We start from the raw sequence: 15,254 nt of genomic DNA, 5'->3' as shown, positions 1-15,254 counted from the left end.
CGCTCAGCCCCCCAGACCGGTGGTCGCCTGGTCCTCGGTCCGGTCCTCGACGCCGAGCTGCCCGTCCTGCGGCGGCGAGGCCGGCGCCGGGACGTCGCCCGGGACGTCCTCGCGCGCGATCTCGGCGGCGCGCTCCACGGCGGCCACGATGTTCTGGTAGCCGGTACAGCGGCACAGGTTGCCCGCGACGATCTCGCGGGCCTCCTCGTGCGTCGGGTCGGGGTTGGCCCGGATGCCCGCGGTGATCGTCGTGAGGAAGCCCGGTGTGCAGAAGCCGCACTGCAGACCGTGGCACTCGGCGAAGGCCTGCTGGACCGGGCCCAGCGAGCCGTCGTCGCGCGTCAGGCCCTCGACGGTCGTCACCTCGTGCCCGTCCAGGGTCACGGCGAACAGCAGGCACGCGCGCACCGGTGCGCCGTCCACCAGCACCGTGCAGGCGCCGCACACGCCGTGCTCGCAGCCGACGTGCGTCCCCGTCAGCCCGAGGTCGTGGCGCAGCGCGTCCGAGAGCAGGCGCCGGGCGGGCACCCGGAGCTCGCGGTGGACGCCGTTCACGATGAGGCGTACGTCGTGCAGGTCCTCGGTCATCGGGTGCCTCCCTGGGTGCGGGTACGGGCGTGCTCGCGGGCGGTGGCGACGACCCTGGGGGTCATCACGCGTACGAGCTGGGCGCGGTAGTCGGCGCTGGCGTGGATGTCGCCCACGGGATCGAGCGACGCCAGGGCGAGGTCGGCCATGTCCTCGGCTGCGACGCCGCTGAGGTCGACCACGGTGGGCAGGTCGCTGACGGAGAGGAACCCGGCGCGCACGACGTCCCCCTCGACCACGGCCGCCACCCCGGCCAGGGCGTAGTCGCCCTGGCGTCGGGCCAGCTCCTCGAAGGCCACCCCGGCGTGCGCCGCCAGGCCGGGCACGAACGCCGACACGGCGACCTCGTCGTGGCGCACCGTGGACTCCAGCGGACCGACGTAGAGCTCCTCGACGGGGATGGTCCGCGGGCCGTCCGGTCCCACGACGTCGAGCGAGCCGCCGAGCAGCCGCAGCACGACCGGCATCTCGCCGGCGGCGTCGGCGTGGACCAGCGATCCCACCGTCGTGCCCCTGTTGCGGATGGTCGCGTGCGCCACGTTGTCCAGCGCGAGGTGCAGCAGCGGCTGGACGCGCCGCACCAGCGGCGAGGCCAGCACCGCCGCGTGCCGGACGAGTGCGCCGATCCGCACTCCCCCGGCCTCGGCGGTGATCTCGTCGAGGCCGGGGATCGCGTTGATGTCCACCAGCGCGGTGGGCGCGGCCAGGCGCATGTTGAGCAGCGGGACCAGGCTCTGACCCCCGGCGAGGACCTTCGCGCCCGGGTCCGCGGCCAGCGCGGCGACGGCCTCGGCGAGCGTGCCTGGGCGCACGTACGCGAACGGTGCGGGCTTCACAGCGCCTTGGTCACCTCGCCGGACGTCCGCTCGGCGACGACGGGGCCGCGACGGTTCACCAGGTGGAAGTAGACGATGACCATGATCGTCCCCAGGGCGATGCCGCTGAGCGAGAAGTTGTCGGAGAACTTCAGGCTCACGCCACCGATGCCGGCGATGATCCCGCCGGCCAGGCCGACGAGGTTGACCGGGTTCCCGAAGTCGACCCTGTTCTCCACCCAGATCTTGGCGCCGACCAGGCCGATCATCCCGTACAGCACCACGGTGATGCCGCCGAGCACTCCGCCGGGCGTGGCGTTGACGACCGCCCCGAACTTGGGACACAGGCCGAGCAGGATGGCGACCACCGCCGCGACGTAGTAGGCGGCGGTGGAGTAGACCTTGGTCGCACTCATCACGCCGATGTTCTCCGCGTACGTCGTGGTCGGCGACCCGCCGAACAGGCTGGCCAGCGCGGTGGCGGCGCCGTCGGCGCCGATCGCACGGCCCATGTAGCGGTCGAGGTCCTGCCCGGTCATCTCCGCAACGGCCTTGACGTGGCCGGTGTTCTCGGCGATCAGCGCGATGACGCCGGGGAGGACGAGGAGGATGAAGCTCAGGGAGAAGCTCGGGCCGTGCACCACGCTCACCCCATCGGCGAGCGTGCCGCTGGGCAGGCCGATCCAGTCGGCCGCCTGGACGCCGGCCCAGCTGACGCGGTCGTGCGTGGTCGCGTCCGTGGCACCGCCGAGGACCGAGGTGATCGGCCCGAAGATGCCGTCGAACGCCCACGAGACCAGGTAGCCGAAGACGAGCGCGAGCGCGACGGCGACGCGGGAGAGGAAGCCCGGCAGCATCACCGAGGCCGCGACGAGGAAGGTCGTGGTCAGCAGCGCGACCCACTGGTCCTGCGGCCAGTACGTCCCGGCCACGACCGGCGCGAGGTTGAAGCCGATCAGCATGACCACGGCGCCGGTGACCGCCGGCGGCAGCACCCGGTGGATCACGCCCGCGCCGGCGAAGTGCACCAGCACGCCGATGACCAGCAGCACCAGGCCGGCCACCAGGATCGCGCCGGTGACCTGGGCGGAGTCGCCGCCCTGCGCTCGGATGGCCGCCACGCCGGCCACGAAGCTGGCGCTGGTCCCGAGATAGCTCGGGACGCGGTTGGCGCACACGAGGAGGAACAGGATCGTGCAGATGCCCGAGAACATGATGGCGAGGTTGGCGTCGAGGCCCATCACGAGCGGGAAGACGAACGTGGCGCCGAACATCGCCACGACGTGCTGTGCACCCAGACCGATCGTCTTGCCCCACGGCAGACGCTGGCTCGGCCCCACCGCCTGACCGGGCTCCGGATCGACGACGTCCCACTTGAACATTGACATTGGTTCACCCTTCGGGGCCGGCGGCGGGGGGCCGCATCGCGAGAGACCTCAACGTAATGAGTCGTGGCTCACGTCCCCCATGTCAACACCTGCCCAAGGACGGCGCAGCCGACTGTCAGGTGATGGCGAGGTCATACACACGTAACGCCACCGCAACGTTCAGGCGCAGGTGCGGGTCGCTCGACAGCGGACCCAGCAGCCGCTCGAGCTTGGAGAGCCGGTAGCGGATCGTGTTGTAGTGGAAGAACTGCAGGCGTGCGGCCTCGGCGAGGTTGAAGTTGACGTCGAGCAGCACCTGCAGGGTCTCCCGGAGCCCCTGCGCGTCCTCGCTGTCGTCGGCCAGGGGGCCCAGGACGTCGCCGACGAAGGAGCGCAGCTCCCTCGAGTCCGGGATCAGCGCGATCAGCCGGTGCAGACCGAGCTGGTCGAAGAACGAGGTCGAGCCGACGCCGCTGACGCGGACGCCGACCTCGAGCGCGCGGCGCGCCTGGTCGTAGGCCTCGGGCAGGTCCGCGATCGAGCGCGTCATGCGGCTCACCCCGACGGCGAACGGTCGCCGCCCGCCTCCCTTGTCCCCGGCGATCGCGGTGACCGCGCGGGTCACGACCCGTTGGCCCGGCAGGGGGTCGAGGTCGTCGGCGTCGACGGGGAGCAGCGTGACGACCTCGGAGGAGAAGTCGACCGACGCGATCCCGTCGCCGAGCGTGGCGCTCACCTGTCGCCACGCCGCCGAGAAGCGGTCCTGCCAGGCGCGCCGCTCCGGGCTGGCGACCGGCTCGTCGTGGGTCGGGTCGATCTCGGCGGCCACCACCACCATGGGGCGGTCGAGGTCCCAGCCGAAGGTCTCGGCGTGCTCAGCGACGTACGCCGGGTCGGCGCTGCGACGCAGCAGCAGGTCGCGCAGGAAGTCCCCCTGGTACTTGTTCTCGACGGCGGTCACCGCCTCCTGCCGCGAGATCAGGAGCGCCGCGACGGCGGCCGCCCGCTCGAGGCCGTGGACGTCGTCGGGGCTGAGCGGGCGGTCGGCTCGCACGCAGACCAGCCGCGCCAGGTCCACGCCCCCGGCAGCCACCCGCAGGGCCCGGGCCTCTCCCGCACCGACCGGCGCTGGTCGGCTCATCCGCTCGGTGCGCAGCCGTCCTGTCGGGTCGAGCAGGTCGCTGGCGCTGAGCAGCGCCCGCACCTCGTCGGTCAGTGCGCCCACCCGCTCCCGGCCGTCGGTCGAGGTGAAGAGCACCCCGACCTCGAGCACCCGCCCGACCTCGGCGGCGATGCCGGACAGCTCTCCGCCCTCGAGAGCGATCTCGGTCAGCCCGGTGTGCAGGGCGTCGACCCGGGCCAGGGCGGCGCTGGCCCGCTCCTCCCGCTCACCGCTTATCAAGTCTTGCGCTCCTCGTCCGCCGTCGTTGGCAACCTTGCACGTCGGCAAACGCTAGCGCCCCGCAATAGCGTCGAGGAATGACACCCGCCAGCGCCTCCGTGTGGATGCGCGACCTCGTGGCGGCAGCGCCCGACGGAGCCGTCCCGCTGCTCCACCCCGGCCACCTGGCGATCTACGTCGAGATCTCCGGTCGCTGCGTGGGGGTGCTGTCCAAGCACGCCAGCGCGGTCCCCTGCGGTCTGCGCACGGTGCGGGACTCGCTCGAGGCCACGACCGCCCACGTGCACGCGGGCGTGCTGCACCTCGACGACGAGGCGTTCCCCGTCCGCCGGGTCGTGGACGTGTCGGTGCCTCGGCTCGCCTGCGCGACGTCCACGCCCGCGCCCGCACCGGGTGACGTCGCCTCAATGGTCGGACGCGGCGACGGGCTGACGCCCTACGGCGACGACGTGCTGTGCGGCTGGCTGGCCACGCACCGCGCCGCCGGCCTGCGTACCCCCGCGGTGGACGCGGCGATCGCCGCCTGTGCCCACCGCACCACCGCGCTGTCGAGGGCCCTGCTGGAGTGCGCGGGTCGGGGGGAGGTCCTCCCGGAGTTCGCCGCCTGGCTGAGCGCCGTCGGCACGGACCAGGAGGACGCGCGGGCGGCCGACCTCGTCCGCGTCGGGCACTCCTCCGGCCGCGGCCTGCTCGAGGGCGCTCGCCTCGCCCTCGCCCACCTTCGTCCCCTGGCCCCCACCCACCGAGGAGCAGCATGACCAACCACGTCGAGGTCCGAGCCGGTGCGTACGCCGACTCCGTCACCCTCCTGCAAGTCAGCCGCACGGTGCAGGCGGTCGACGGCGTGCTCGCCGCCCAGGTCGCCATGGCGACGGCGCTGAACGTCGACGTGCTCGCCTCCATGGGGTTCGACGTGCCCGGCGAGACGACCAGCAACGACATGGTGGTCGCCCTCCGGCTGGAGACCGCGGCGTCGCTCGACGCGGCCCTCGCCGCGGTCGACGAGGCCCTCAGCAGCGCCTCGCGACGCGAGAGCGGCACGACGGAGGTCGCCCCGCCCCGCACCGTGGCGAGCGCCGAGCGCCGAGCGCCGGCGGGGTCGGTCGTGGTCGTCTCGGTGCCCGGCGAGAACGCCTTCGTCGAGGCGGTCGACGCTCTGGAGGCCGACAGCGACGTGATGCTCTTCAGCGACAACGTCCCCGTCGAGCAGGAGGTCCGGCTCAAGACGCTGGCGGCCGAGCGCGGCCGGCTCGTCATGGGCCCCGACTGCGGCACGGCGGTCGTCGACGGGGTGGGACTCGGGTTCGCCAACGTCGTCTCGCCCGGACCTGTCGGCCTCGTCGCCGCCTCGGGCACCGGCTGCCAGCAGGTCCTCGCCCTGCTCGACCACGCCGGCGTCGGCGTGCGTTACGCCTGGGGCGTCGGTGGCCGCGACCTCTCCGCGGAGGTCGGTGGCCGCTCCACCCGGGAGGCGCTGGACCGCCTCGAGCGCCAGGAGGACGTCGAGCTCGCCCTGGTGGTCTCCAAGCCTCCCGCACCCGACGTCGCCGTCGCCGTGCACGAGCACGCCTCCCGGCTCACGACCCCGGTCGAGCTCGCCCTGCTCGGCAGCGGACAGCCCGACCTGACCGCTGCCGTGGAGCGCGTGCTGGAGCGACTGGGGCGCACCGTCCCCTCCTGGCCGGTCACCGGCGCCGCCACGGCGTCCGGCGGAACCTTCCTGCGTGGTCTCTTCGTCGGCGGGACGCTCGCCTCCGAGGCGCGGATCATCGCGACGGACCGCCTCGGAGGCGACCGCGGGCACACCTTCGTCGACTTCGGTGACGACGCCTACACCACCGGGCGCGCCCACCCGATGATCGACCCCACCCTGCGGCTGGAGCACCTGGCCGAGGCGGGGGCGGACCCGGACACCGCCGTGCTGCTGCTCGACGTGGTCCTCGGCCACGGCGCCGAGGCCGATCCCGCGGCCGTGCTCGCGCCGGTCCTCGCGGAGATCGAGCGGCCTGTCGTCGCGGTCGTCGTCGGCACCGCCGCGGACCCCCAGGACCTCGCCCGCACCGTCGACGCGCTCGCGTCGGCTGGCGCCGAGGTGCACCTGTCCAACGCGCACGCCACCCGGCGTGCGGTCGAGATCGTGGAGGCAGCCCAGAGATGAGTGCAGCGATGAGTACGGTCCCCTCAGTCATCAACGTCGGCGCCGACCTGCTCGCCGACGCCGTGTCGGCGCAGGCGGTCGAGGTCACGCGGGTCGACTGGCAGCCGCCGATGCCGGGAACCGCCGGCGACCTCGCCACCGTGGTGGGCGACCCCGCTCGCGCGGGAGCCAACGACCGGGCGCTGCAGGCCGTGCTCGGCGTCACCGCGCGGCTGGTCGACGTCCTGCCCGCCTCCGAGGCCGTCGGCCTCCAGCCCGGGGAGTTCCTGCACGCCGGGCCGCCGATCACCTGGGAGCGGGCATCGGGCCCGATGCGCGGTGCGCTGATGGGCGGTGCGGCGCTCGAGGGGCTGTGCGCCTCTCCCGAGGAGGCACCGACGCTGTTCGAGTCGGGGTCGGGCGTGTCGCTGGCCCCCTGCCACTCCCGCTCCGCCGTCGGACCGATGGCCGGCGTCGTCACGCCGTCGATGTGGATGTTCGTCCTCGAGGACACCGCCACCGGCAGGCGCACCTACTGCTCGCTCAACGAGGGCCTCGGCAAGGTCCTGCGGTACGGCGCGTACGGCCCGGAGGTGCTCGAGCGGCTGCGCTGGATGTCGGAGGTCCTCGGTCCCCTCCTCCAGGCCTCGGTCAGGGCCACCCGCGACAGCGTCGGGCCGGTCGACGTCACCGGGATCCTCACCCAGATGCTGCAGATGGGGGACGAAGCCCACAACCGCAACCGTGCCGGCACGCTGATGCTGATGCGTGACCTGGCCCCGGCCATGGTCACCTCCGGCGGCGAGGCGACGCACGTCGCGGAGGCCCTGCGCTTCATCGGCGGGAACGACCACTTCTTCCTCAACCTCGCGATGCCGGCCTGCAAGCTCGCCCTGGACGCCGCTCGCGGCATCGAAGGCTCCTCGATGGTCGTGGCGATGGCCCGCAACGGCACCGACTTCGGCATCCAGGTGGCCGGCACCGGCGACGAGTGGTTCACCGGTCCCGCGCAGGTGGCCGAGGGGCTCTACCTCGGCGACTACGACCGCAGCGACGCCAACCCGGACATCGGGGACTCGGCCATCACCGAGACCGCGGGCATCGGCGGGTTCGCGATGGCCACGGCGCCCGCGATCGTCCGGCTCGTCGGCGGGTCCGTCCCGGACGCCCTGGCGACCACGCGACGCATGCACGAGATCACGCTGGGCGAGAACCCGCGCTGGTCGGTGCCGGTCCTGGAGTTCCAGGGCACGCCGACCGGGATCGACGTGACTCGGGTGTGCCGCACGGGCATCCTCCCGCAGATCAACACCGGGATGGCCGGTGCGGTGGCCGGGGTCGGGCAGGTCGGCGCGGGGCTGGTGACGCCACCCGCCGAGATCTTCCCCCTGGCGCTGTCGCGCCTGGCCGAGCGGGCCCGGGATCGCGTCGACGACTGACGCTCAGCCCTCCCCGTGGATCCGCCCGGACGACTCCTGCAGCCGGGTGCCCGAGCCGCCCCACTGGGTGGCGATGATCTCGGCGGCGATGCTGACGGCCGTCTCCTCGGGCGTACGACCGCCGAGGTCGAGGCCGATCGGGCTGGACAGCCGCGCCAGCTCCTCCTCGGTCAGGCCGATCTCGCGCAGCCGGGTCACCCGGTCCTCGTGGGTGCGCCGCGACCCCATCGCACCGACGAAGCCGACGTCGGGCAGGCGCAGCGCGACCTCGAGCAGCGGCACGTCGAACTTCGGGTCGTGGGTGAGGACGCAGATGACCGTCCGGGAGTCGATCGCCCCGGCCTCGGCCTGCGCGGTGAGGAAGCGGTGCGGCCAGTCGACGACGACCTCGTCGGCCTCGGGGAAGCGGGTCGCGGTGGCGAAGACGGGCCGCGCGTCGCAGACCGTCACGTGGTAGCCGAGGAAGGATCCGACCCGCGCCACCGCGGCGGCGAAGTCGATGGCCCCGAAGACCAGCATCCGGGGCGGCGGCGCGAAGGCCCAGACGAAGACACGCATGCCCTCGCCGCGCCGCTCGCCGTCCGGGCCGTACGTCAGCGTCGCGTTGCGACCCTGCGCGAGCAGGCCGAGGGAGTCGTCGGCCACGGCGGCGTCGGCCCGCGGGCTCCCGATGCCGCCCGTGACCCGGTGCCCGCCGTCCTCCTCGGGGCGTACGGTCATCCGCCGCCCGACCCAGCTCGGGTCCGGGTGGTCCACGACCGTGGCCACGGCGACGGGGCGGCCGTTCTCGATGTCCTCGGCGATCTCGGCCAGCTCGGGGAAGCTCTCGCGGTCCACCTTCTCGACGTACACGTCGAGGATCCCGCCGCAGGTCAGCCCCACCGCGAAGGCGTCGTCGTCGGAGACGCCGTAGCGCTGGAGGACCGGCGTACCGTCCTCGACGACCGACCCGGCCAGCTCGTAGACCGCGCCCTCGACGCAGCCCCCGGAGACCGACCCGACCGCCTCCTCGGCCGGACCGACCAGCATCGACGCACCCGGCGGGCGCGGCGCGGAGCGGAAGGTCGCGACGACCGTCCCCATGCCGATCGTCTCGCCGGCGTCGTACCACCGCATCAGCTCGGGCAGCACCTCACGCATCGCCCACCACCTCCAGGACCTGCTCGAAGGACCGCAGCGAGTGCCCGGCCACCAGGGCGTCGCAGTGCGGCAGCGCCGCCACGATGCCGCCCTGCACCGGCTGGTAGCCGGCCTTGCCGCGGTGCGGGTTCACCCACACCACCCGGTGCGCCAGCCGGCGCAGTCGCCGCATCTGCTCACCGAGGAGTGCCGCGTCGCCGCGCTCCCAGCCGTCGCTGAGCACCACGACGACCGCCCCCCGCGCCATCCCGCGCGCGCCCCACCGGTCGAGGAACGCCTGCAGCGTCTCACCGAGCCGGGTCCCGCCCGACCAGTCGGGGACCTCGCCGCCCGCGCGCACCAGCGCCCGCTCGGGGTCCGCGGTGGACAGCGCGGCGGTGATCCGGGTCAAGCGGGTCCCCAGGGTGAACGCCTCGACCGGCGCACCCGTGCGGACCAGGACGTGGCACAGCCGCAGCAGCGCGTCGGCGTACGGCCGCATGCTCGCCGAGACGTCGACGAGGAGCACGACGCGCCGCGGGCGCACGTGCCGGCGGTGGTGCTCGATGCGGACGGGCTCGCCGAGGTGGCGCAGGCTGCGGCGGAGGGTACGACGGACGTCGACGTCACCGCGCCGCCACGGGGTACGTCGCGCGGCGCGCCGTCGTGGCGGCCGCGGCCGCAGGGCGCGGATCATCGCGTCGAGCAGGGCCTTCTGGTCGGCGCTGAGGGCGGCGACGTCGCGGTGGCGCAGGATCTCGGCCTCGGACGCGGCCGCGTCGACGGTCTCGGCCTCGTCCTCCGCGCCGCCGGACCCGGAGTCGTCGGTGAGGGGCAGCGGCGAGGAGACCTGCCGCGGCTGCTCGCGGGGTACGACGCGGGGCGTGCCCTCGGCGTCGCCGAACCACGCGTGGAAGACCTGGTCGTAGCGCTCGAGGTCGTCCGGCCCGGCGCACAGGGTGGCGCGGCCGGCGACGTACACCCCGGAGGCGTCGCGCAGGCCGACCAGCGAGCTGGCCGTGACGAACGCCGCCGAGCGGTCCTGGGTGACCGGGAGCCCGGCGGCACGCAGCGCACGGGCGAAACCGAGGAGGATCTCCTCCGGCGGTCGAACCACCTCGGCCGTCATCGGGCCAGCATCCGGTCCAGGGCGTGCTTCACCCGGTCGGTGTCCTCGCGGTACTTCACCACCGCGCCGAGCGTGCGCGCCGCCGTGGCGAGGTCGAGCTCCTGGGTGCCGAGGCGCTGCAGCGCCCGGGTCCAGTCGATGGTCTCGGCCACACCCGGCGGCTTGAGCAGACCCTCGTCCCGCAGGCCCTGCACCACCGTGACCACCTGCCGCGCCAGCTCGGCGGTGACCTCGGGCAGCCGCGAGCGGACGATCTCGACCTCGCGCTCGAGTCCGGGGTGGTCGATCCAGTGGTAGAGGCAGCGCCGCTTGAGGGCGTCGTGCAGGTCGCGGGTGCGGTTGGAGGTGAGGACGACGCGCGGCGGTGTGGCGGCGCTGATCGTGCCCAGCTCGGGGATGCTCACCGACCACCCGGAGAGCACCTCGAGCAGGAACGCCTCGAACTCGTCGTCGGCGCGGTCGATCTCGTCGACGAGCAGCACCGCCGGGGACTCACCGACGGACTCGCGCAGCGCACGGAGGACCGGGCGCGCCAGCAGGAACCGGTCGTCGAACAACGACTTCTCGGCCTCGTCGGCGTCCAGGCTGCCGTCGCCGGCCGCGGCCTCCAGGGTCCGCAGGTGGAGGATCTGGCGCGGGAAGTCCCAGTCGTAGAGCGCCTGCGAGGCGTCGATGCCCTCGTAGCACTGCAGCCGGATGAGGGGGACGCCGTCGACGGCGGCCAGCGCCTCGGCCAGCGCGGTCTTGCCGGTGCCCGGCTCGCCCTCCAGCAGCAGCGGCCGCTCCATCGCCCCGGCGAGGTAGGTCACCGTGGCGAGGTCCTCGTCGCACAAGTAGCCGGTCGTCGCCAGGGCGCGCGCGACCTGCTCCGGGGAGTCCATGCGCCGACCCTAGGGTGCGGCGGTTGGTCCCGGGTTGGGGTCCTCGACCGCGGTGCCGGGCGGGCGGTCCTGGTCGGCCCCCGTGGCCAGGTCCCCGCACTCCACGAGCACCGGGGGGTGCTCGCGCAGGTAGTCGCGGGCCCCGCGGTCGCCGGCGCTGGTCCGCCGTACGCCCGCCCAGTGGTCGCGCCCGAGCAGCACGGGGTGGCCGGGGACGTCGTCGTACGAGGCCCGCGCCAGTGCGCCGCGCCCGGCCGGTACGCCCGCGAGCACCCGCGCGCAGACGTCGCGCCCCACGTCGGGGAGGTCGACGAGGGTCACCAGCGCGCGCTCCGCCGTACCGTCCTCGAGCAGCGCGAGCCCGGCGGCCAGCGAGGCCCCCATCCCGCTCACCCAGTCCTCCGCGACGGTGACTCTCGCTCCCTCGGGCACCAGCGCCCGTGCCTCCTCAGCCCTCGCTCCGAGCACCACCACGACGTCGTCGCAGTCGGCCAGCGACGCCACCGCGTGCGCCAGCCAGCCCTCGACCAGCGCCTTCGGCCGGCCCATCCGACGACCGGCACCGGCGGCCAGCAGCAGCCCCGTCGTCGTCACGGCGCACCTCCGATATCTCGTTGGCTCGTTGTCGGTCCCCGCTGACATCCTGCCGCGGTGAGCACCTCGGGGGCAGCACCGCGCAGCGGACTTCGCACGTTCTGGTCCGACCTGCCGCGCGAGGGCCGGCTCCTCCTCTCCGTGGTGGTCGTGGAGTTCGTCGGCTCGGGCCTGGTGCTGCCGTTCTGGGTGGTCTACCTCCACGAGGTGCGCGGGTTCTCGCTCTCGGTGGCCGGCCTGCTCCTCGCCGTGCAGCCGCTGTTCGGGATCCTGGCCGTGGGTCCGGGTGGGGCGCTGATCGACCGGTACGGCGGCCGCGTCGTCCTCGTCGGCACGCTCGTCCTCGTGCTGCTCGGCCAGCTGGTGATGAGCCAGGCGTCGACCGTGCCGCTGGCGGCGCTCGGCCTGGCCCTGTCCGGAGCCTCGTTCGGGGTCTCGTTCCCCGCCTCGCAGTCGATGATCGCGACCGTCGTGCCGAGCGCGATCCGGCAGCGGTACTTCGGCGTCAACTTCTCCCTGCTCAACCTCGGCATCGGCCTCGGTGGGCTGCTGGGCGGCGCGTTCGTCGACGTCGACCGGCTGTGGACCTTCCAGGCGATCTACCTCGTCGACGCGGTCACCTACGCCCCCGCCCTCGTGCTGCTGCTCGGCCCGCTGCGCCACGTCGCCGGCCGTCCGCCGCGCACCGCCGGCGAGGCGGGGCCGTCGTACGCAGAGGTGCTGCGCAACCCGACCGTGCGGACGCTGACTCTGCTGACCTTTGTCGGGTCGTTCGTGGCGTACGCGCAGCTCAACACGGGGATGCCCGCGTACGCCCGCGCCGTCAGCCGGATCTCCACCGAGGCGCTCGGGGTCGCGTTCGCCGCCAACACCGCCGTCATCGTCGCGCTGCAGCTGGTCGTGCTGCGCCGGATCGAGGGGCGCCGCCGCACGCGGGTGGTCATGGTGATGGCCGTGGTCTGGGCCGCCTCGTGGCTGCTGCTGGGCGCGTCCGGCCTGGTCCCCGGCACCTGGGGGGCGAGCGTCCTCGTCGCGGCCTGCGCGTCGGTGTTCGCGCTCGGGGAGACGCTGCTGCAGCCGACGCTGCCGGCCATCGTCAACGACCTCGCCACCGACCGCACCCGCGGGCGCAGCAACGCCCTGAACTCCGCGGCGTTCCAGACCCCGATGGTCCTCGCACCGCCGTTCGCCGGGTGGCTCGTCGCCCACGACCTCGAGGGCGCGTACGTCGGCGTCCTCGTCGTCGGCTGCCTGGCCGTCGGGCTGCTCTCGCGCTACCGGCTCGAGCCGCGTCTGGACCCGACCGCCAACGGCGTCACCGCGGCGTCCGGCGAGCCGGCCCCGGCGGCGCACGGCACCGAGACGACCCCGGTGCGCCCGAGCCCGACCCGGAGCCCTCCCGGCCGAGCGCAGACGCCCTGACGTCCGTGCCGGCGAGGGCGTTCCGGTCCGCGCCCGCACGTTCGTGCAGGACACCATCCTGCACCCGGGAGGACGTAGCGCGCCCCGGCGCGATCGGTTGTCGTGGTCAAGGGTTCGCCGCTCGGGCGGACGGATGACCAGAGGAGTCGACTCTTGACCAGGAAGATTCTCGCCGCAGCAGCGGCAGCCGGCGCGGCAGCGATCCTGACCGCGGTGGCCCCGGCCGGACCAGCCACTGCGGCGCCCGCACCCGCCGCGACGCAGGCCGCCCAGGTCCAGCAGCAGGTCACCGGCAAGCACGCCGAGCGCCTGTGCGCCCACGCCGCGAAGAAGACCGTCGCGTCCTGCTACGCGGAGGTGCTGGTCAACGACTCGACCGACCTCGCGCCGCGTGCCGCCGCACCGGTGTCGAGCGCGAAGACGCCCGCGCAGATCCAGAGCGCCTACAAGCTCACCGGCAAGAAGTCGGGCGGCCGTACCGTGGCCATCGTCGACGCCTACGGCTACCCGAACCTCGAGCGCGACCTCGGCGTCTTCCGGAGCCAGTACGGCCTGTCGTCCTGCACCAAGGCGAACGGCTGCCTGAAGGTCGTCAACCAGACCGGCGGCACCTCGCTGCCCTCGACCGACGTCGGCTGGGCCGGCGAGCAGGCCCTCGACGTCGACGCCGTGTCCGCGGCGTGCCCGGACTGCAAGATCGTCGTGGTCCAGGCGAACAGCTCCTCGATCACCGACCTCGGCAAGGCCACCCAGACCGCGGCCAAGCAGTCCGGCGTCGCAGCGATCAGCAACTCCTACGGTGGCGGAGACCTCTCCGACTCGCAGTTCGGCACGTACTACAACCACCCGGGCATCGCCGTGACCGCGTCCACCGGTGACGACGGCTACCAGGGCGCCAGCTACCCCGCCTCCTCCAGCTACGTCACCGCGGTCGGTGGCACCTCGCTCAGCGCGTCGAGCAGCTCGCGCGGCTGGACGGAGTCGGCGTGGTCCGGCGCCGGGTCCGGCTGCTCGTCCTCGAACGCGGCCCTCAGCGCGGCGTCGTCGTACGACACGGGCTGCAGCAAGCGCGCGATGGCCGACGTCTCCGCGGCGGCCGACCCGTCGGCCGGCGGCCTTTCGGTCTACTACCCGACCTCGGCCTCGTCCTCGACCTGGGGCCAGATCGGCGGGACCAGCGAGTCCGCCCCGATCGTCGCCGCGGTCTACGCGCTGTCCGGCAACACCTCGGGCTACGCCAACGCCAAGCCGTACGCCACCCCCTCGGGCCTCTTCGACGTGACCACGGGCAGCAACGGCTCGTGCTCGCCGGTCCAGCGCTGCAGCGCCGGCAGCGGGTACGACGGCCCGACCGGTCTGGGTACGCCGAACGGCACGAGCGCCTTCTGACCCCTCTCCCCTCCCCCCTCGCGAGGCGTCGTCCCGGTTCTCGGGGCGGCGCCTCGCGCTTGCCTGGCATCGAACACGCGTTCGGGTAGCCTGCACCGCATGACCCCCGGTTTCCAGGCCTCGCTGCTCGACGTCGCCGACGAACCTGCGCCGGGCGGCCTCGACGCCGTCGCCCGTCGCCCGCTCTCGCACGACGCGTGGGTGGACCACCTGCCCGGCTGGTTCGAGGGGGCCGACGAGATGTTCGCCCACCTCGTCGCCGAGGTGCCGTGGCACGCCGAGCGCCGGGAGATGTACGACGGGGTCGTCGACGTGCCGCGGCTGCTGTGCCAGTACGCCGCCGGCGACCCCCTGCCCCACCCCGCACTGGAGTCCGCGCGGGCCGCGCTCTCGGCGCACTACGCCGACGAGCTCGGCGAGCCGTTCGTGACCGCCGGCCTGTGCTACTACCGCGACGGTCGGGACTCCGTGGCCTGGCACGGCGACAACATCGGCCGCGGGCGCCACCACGACACGATGGTCGCGATCGTCTCCTTCGGCACCCCACGCCGGCTCACCCTGCGCCCCCTCGGCGGGCGCACCGAGGCGGCGTACCCCCTCGGTCACGGCGACCTCGTCGTGATGGGCGGCTCCTGCCAGCGCACCTGGGAGCACGCCGTCCCCAAGACCGCCCGCCCCACGGGCCCTCGCGTCTCGGTGCAGTTCCGCCCCCGCAACGTCTTCTGAGGCGGCCACCGCCCAGCACCGGCGCGGGGCCTCTCGGACGCGACGTCCCTGCGCGTCGACCCGCCAGGAGACGCGACCGCGGAGCCTCGATCAGCGAGCGGTCGTCACCAGGGGTCGAGGCCTCGACGAGCCCGGCCTCCGCCTTGCGGCGACAGGCGTGAGGTCGTGAGGAGGAGTTGACGCTGACCGCGGGCGCGAGGACACATGCTCGAAACACGCGCTGCGCATGGTGGCTGTCCCCCAGCA

14 protein-coding genes are annotated in these 15,254 nt (G+C 73.8%); 6 read left to right on the top strand and 8 right to left on the bottom strand.

Translation table 11 applies throughout. The features are described 5' to 3' along the window. Positions 1–3 precede the first annotated feature (3 nt). From IEX42_RS14670 to IEX42_RS14655, 4 genes are all read right to left on the bottom strand, one after another. The gene (locus IEX42_RS14670) at positions 4–588 is read right to left on the bottom strand and encodes a (2Fe-2S)-binding protein (protein ID WP_188780438.1); all 585 of its coding nucleotides are present in this window, start codon (positions 586–588) and stop codon (positions 4–6) included. Further along, entirely contained in the window at positions 585–1,424 is an 840-nt protein-coding gene (locus tag IEX42_RS14665; RefSeq protein WP_188780437.1) for an FAD binding domain-containing protein, read from the bottom strand. Before IEX42_RS14665 ends, IEX42_RS14670 begins: the two co-directional genes overlap by 4 nt. Further along, complete coding sequence (locus IEX42_RS14660; protein ID WP_229660884.1) at positions 1,421–2,791, bottom strand: uracil-xanthine permease family protein; 1,371 nt, start codon at positions 2,789–2,791, stop codon at positions 1,421–1,423. The genes IEX42_RS14665 and IEX42_RS14660 overlap by 4 nt, the downstream gene beginning before the upstream one ends. Before the next feature lie 115 nt (positions 2,792–2,906). Next, on the bottom strand, positions 2,907–4,172 hold the full coding sequence (locus tag IEX42_RS14655) for a PucR family transcriptional regulator (protein WP_188780436.1): 1,266 nt from the start codon (positions 4,170–4,172) through the stop codon (positions 2,907–2,909). A 77-nt stretch (positions 4,173–4,249) separates the two neighbouring features. Between IEX42_RS14655 and IEX42_RS14650 the strand changes: the two genes are divergently transcribed. The 3 genes from IEX42_RS14650 to IEX42_RS14640 are packed head-to-tail and all read left to right on the top strand — an operon-like array spanning position 4,250 to position 7,748. Continuing rightward, positions 4,250–4,930, top strand: coding sequence for an oxamate carbamoyltransferase subunit AllH family protein (locus IEX42_RS14650; protein ID WP_188780435.1), 681 nt, complete (start codon positions 4,250–4,252; stop codon positions 4,928–4,930). Beyond that, positions 4,927–6,330, top strand: a complete 1,404-nt coding sequence (locus IEX42_RS14645) for an AllF/FdrA family protein (RefSeq protein ID WP_188780434.1) — start codon at positions 4,927–4,929, stop codon at positions 6,328–6,330. The genes IEX42_RS14650 and IEX42_RS14645 overlap by 4 nt, the downstream gene beginning before the upstream one ends. A gap of 8 nt (positions 6,331–6,338) precedes the next feature. Next, positions 6,339–7,748: a YlbE family protein gene (locus IEX42_RS14640; RefSeq protein WP_188780433.1), complete on the top strand. Its 1,410-nt coding sequence runs from the start codon at positions 6,339–6,341 to the stop codon at positions 7,746–7,748. Positions 7,749–7,751: 3 nt separating this feature from the next. Here the strand turns inward: IEX42_RS14640 and IEX42_RS14635 are convergent, their stop codons facing one another. The 4 genes from IEX42_RS14635 to IEX42_RS14620 are packed head-to-tail and all read right to left on the bottom strand — an operon-like array spanning position 7,752 to position 11,471. Beyond that, on the bottom strand, positions 7,752–8,888 hold the full coding sequence (locus tag IEX42_RS14635) for an XdhC family protein (protein WP_188780432.1): 1,137 nt from the start codon (positions 8,886–8,888) through the stop codon (positions 7,752–7,754). Then, on the bottom strand, positions 8,881–9,996 hold the full coding sequence (locus IEX42_RS14630; protein ID WP_188780431.1) for a vWA domain-containing protein: 1,116 nt from the start codon (positions 9,994–9,996) through the stop codon (positions 8,881–8,883). Before IEX42_RS14630 ends, IEX42_RS14635 begins: the two co-directional genes overlap by 8 nt. After that, the gene (locus tag IEX42_RS14625; RefSeq protein ID WP_188780430.1) at positions 9,993–10,877 is read right to left on the bottom strand and encodes an AAA family ATPase; all 885 of its coding nucleotides are present in this window, start codon (positions 10,875–10,877) and stop codon (positions 9,993–9,995) included. The genes IEX42_RS14630 and IEX42_RS14625 overlap by 4 nt, the downstream gene beginning before the upstream one ends. A 9-nt stretch (positions 10,878–10,886) precedes the next feature. After that, entirely contained in the window at positions 10,887–11,471 is a 585-nt protein-coding gene (locus IEX42_RS14620) for a nucleotidyltransferase family protein (protein WP_188780429.1), read from the bottom strand. A gap of 57 nt (positions 11,472–11,528) precedes the next feature. Between IEX42_RS14620 and IEX42_RS14615 the strand changes: the two genes are divergently transcribed. The 3 genes from IEX42_RS14615 (at position 11,529) to IEX42_RS14605 (ending at position 15,008) form a co-directional block, all read left to right on the top strand. Next, the gene (locus IEX42_RS14615; RefSeq protein WP_188780428.1) at positions 11,529–12,893 is read left to right on the top strand and encodes an MFS transporter; all 1,365 of its coding nucleotides are present in this window, start codon (positions 11,529–11,531) and stop codon (positions 12,891–12,893) included. A gap of 153 nt (positions 12,894–13,046) precedes the next feature. Further along, on the top strand, positions 13,047–14,282 hold the full coding sequence (locus IEX42_RS14610; protein ID WP_229660883.1) for a S53 family peptidase: 1,236 nt from the start codon (positions 13,047–13,049) through the stop codon (positions 14,280–14,282). A gap of 99 nt (positions 14,283–14,381) precedes the next feature. After that, positions 14,382–15,008: an alpha-ketoglutarate-dependent dioxygenase AlkB gene (locus IEX42_RS14605; RefSeq protein WP_188780426.1), complete on the top strand. Its 627-nt coding sequence runs from the start codon at positions 14,382–14,384 to the stop codon at positions 15,006–15,008. Positions 15,009–15,254 lie beyond the last annotated feature (246 nt).

Source organism: Marmoricola endophyticus (assembly GCF_014644415.1).
GTDB classification, from domain to species: Bacteria; Actinomycetota; Actinomycetes; order Propionibacteriales; family Nocardioidaceae; genus Marmoricola; species Marmoricola endophyticus.
This window is presented reverse-complemented; position numbering and strand designations above follow the sequence as displayed.

Coding starts and splice junctions, on each gene's coding strand:
- IEX42_RS14670 (WP_188780438.1), bottom strand. CDS start 588: ATGACCGAGGACCTGCACGACGTACGCCTCATCGTGAACGGCGTCCAC.
- IEX42_RS14660 (WP_229660884.1), bottom strand. CDS start 2,791: ATGTCAATGTTCAAGTGGGACGTCGTCGATCCGGAGCCCGGTCAGGCG.
- IEX42_RS14650 (WP_188780435.1), top strand. CDS start 4,250: ATGACACCCGCCAGCGCCTCCGTGTGGATGCGCGACCTCGTGGCGGCA.
- IEX42_RS14645 (WP_188780434.1), top strand. CDS start 4,927: ATGACCAACCACGTCGAGGTCCGAGCCGGTGCGTACGCCGACTCCGTC.
- IEX42_RS14640 (WP_188780433.1), top strand. CDS start 6,339: ATGAGTACGGTCCCCTCAGTCATCAACGTCGGCGCCGACCTGCTCGCC.
- IEX42_RS14635 (WP_188780432.1), bottom strand. CDS start 8,888: ATGCGTGAGGTGCTGCCCGAGCTGATGCGGTGGTACGACGCCGGCGAG.
- IEX42_RS14630 (WP_188780431.1), bottom strand. CDS start 9,996: ATGACGGCCGAGGTGGTTCGACCGCCGGAGGAGATCCTCCTCGGTTTC.
- IEX42_RS14625 (WP_188780430.1), bottom strand. CDS start 10,877: ATGGACTCCCCGGAGCAGGTCGCGCGCGCCCTGGCGACGACCGGCTAC.
- IEX42_RS14605 (WP_188780426.1), top strand. CDS start 14,382: ATGACCCCCGGTTTCCAGGCCTCGCTGCTCGACGTCGCCGACGAACCT.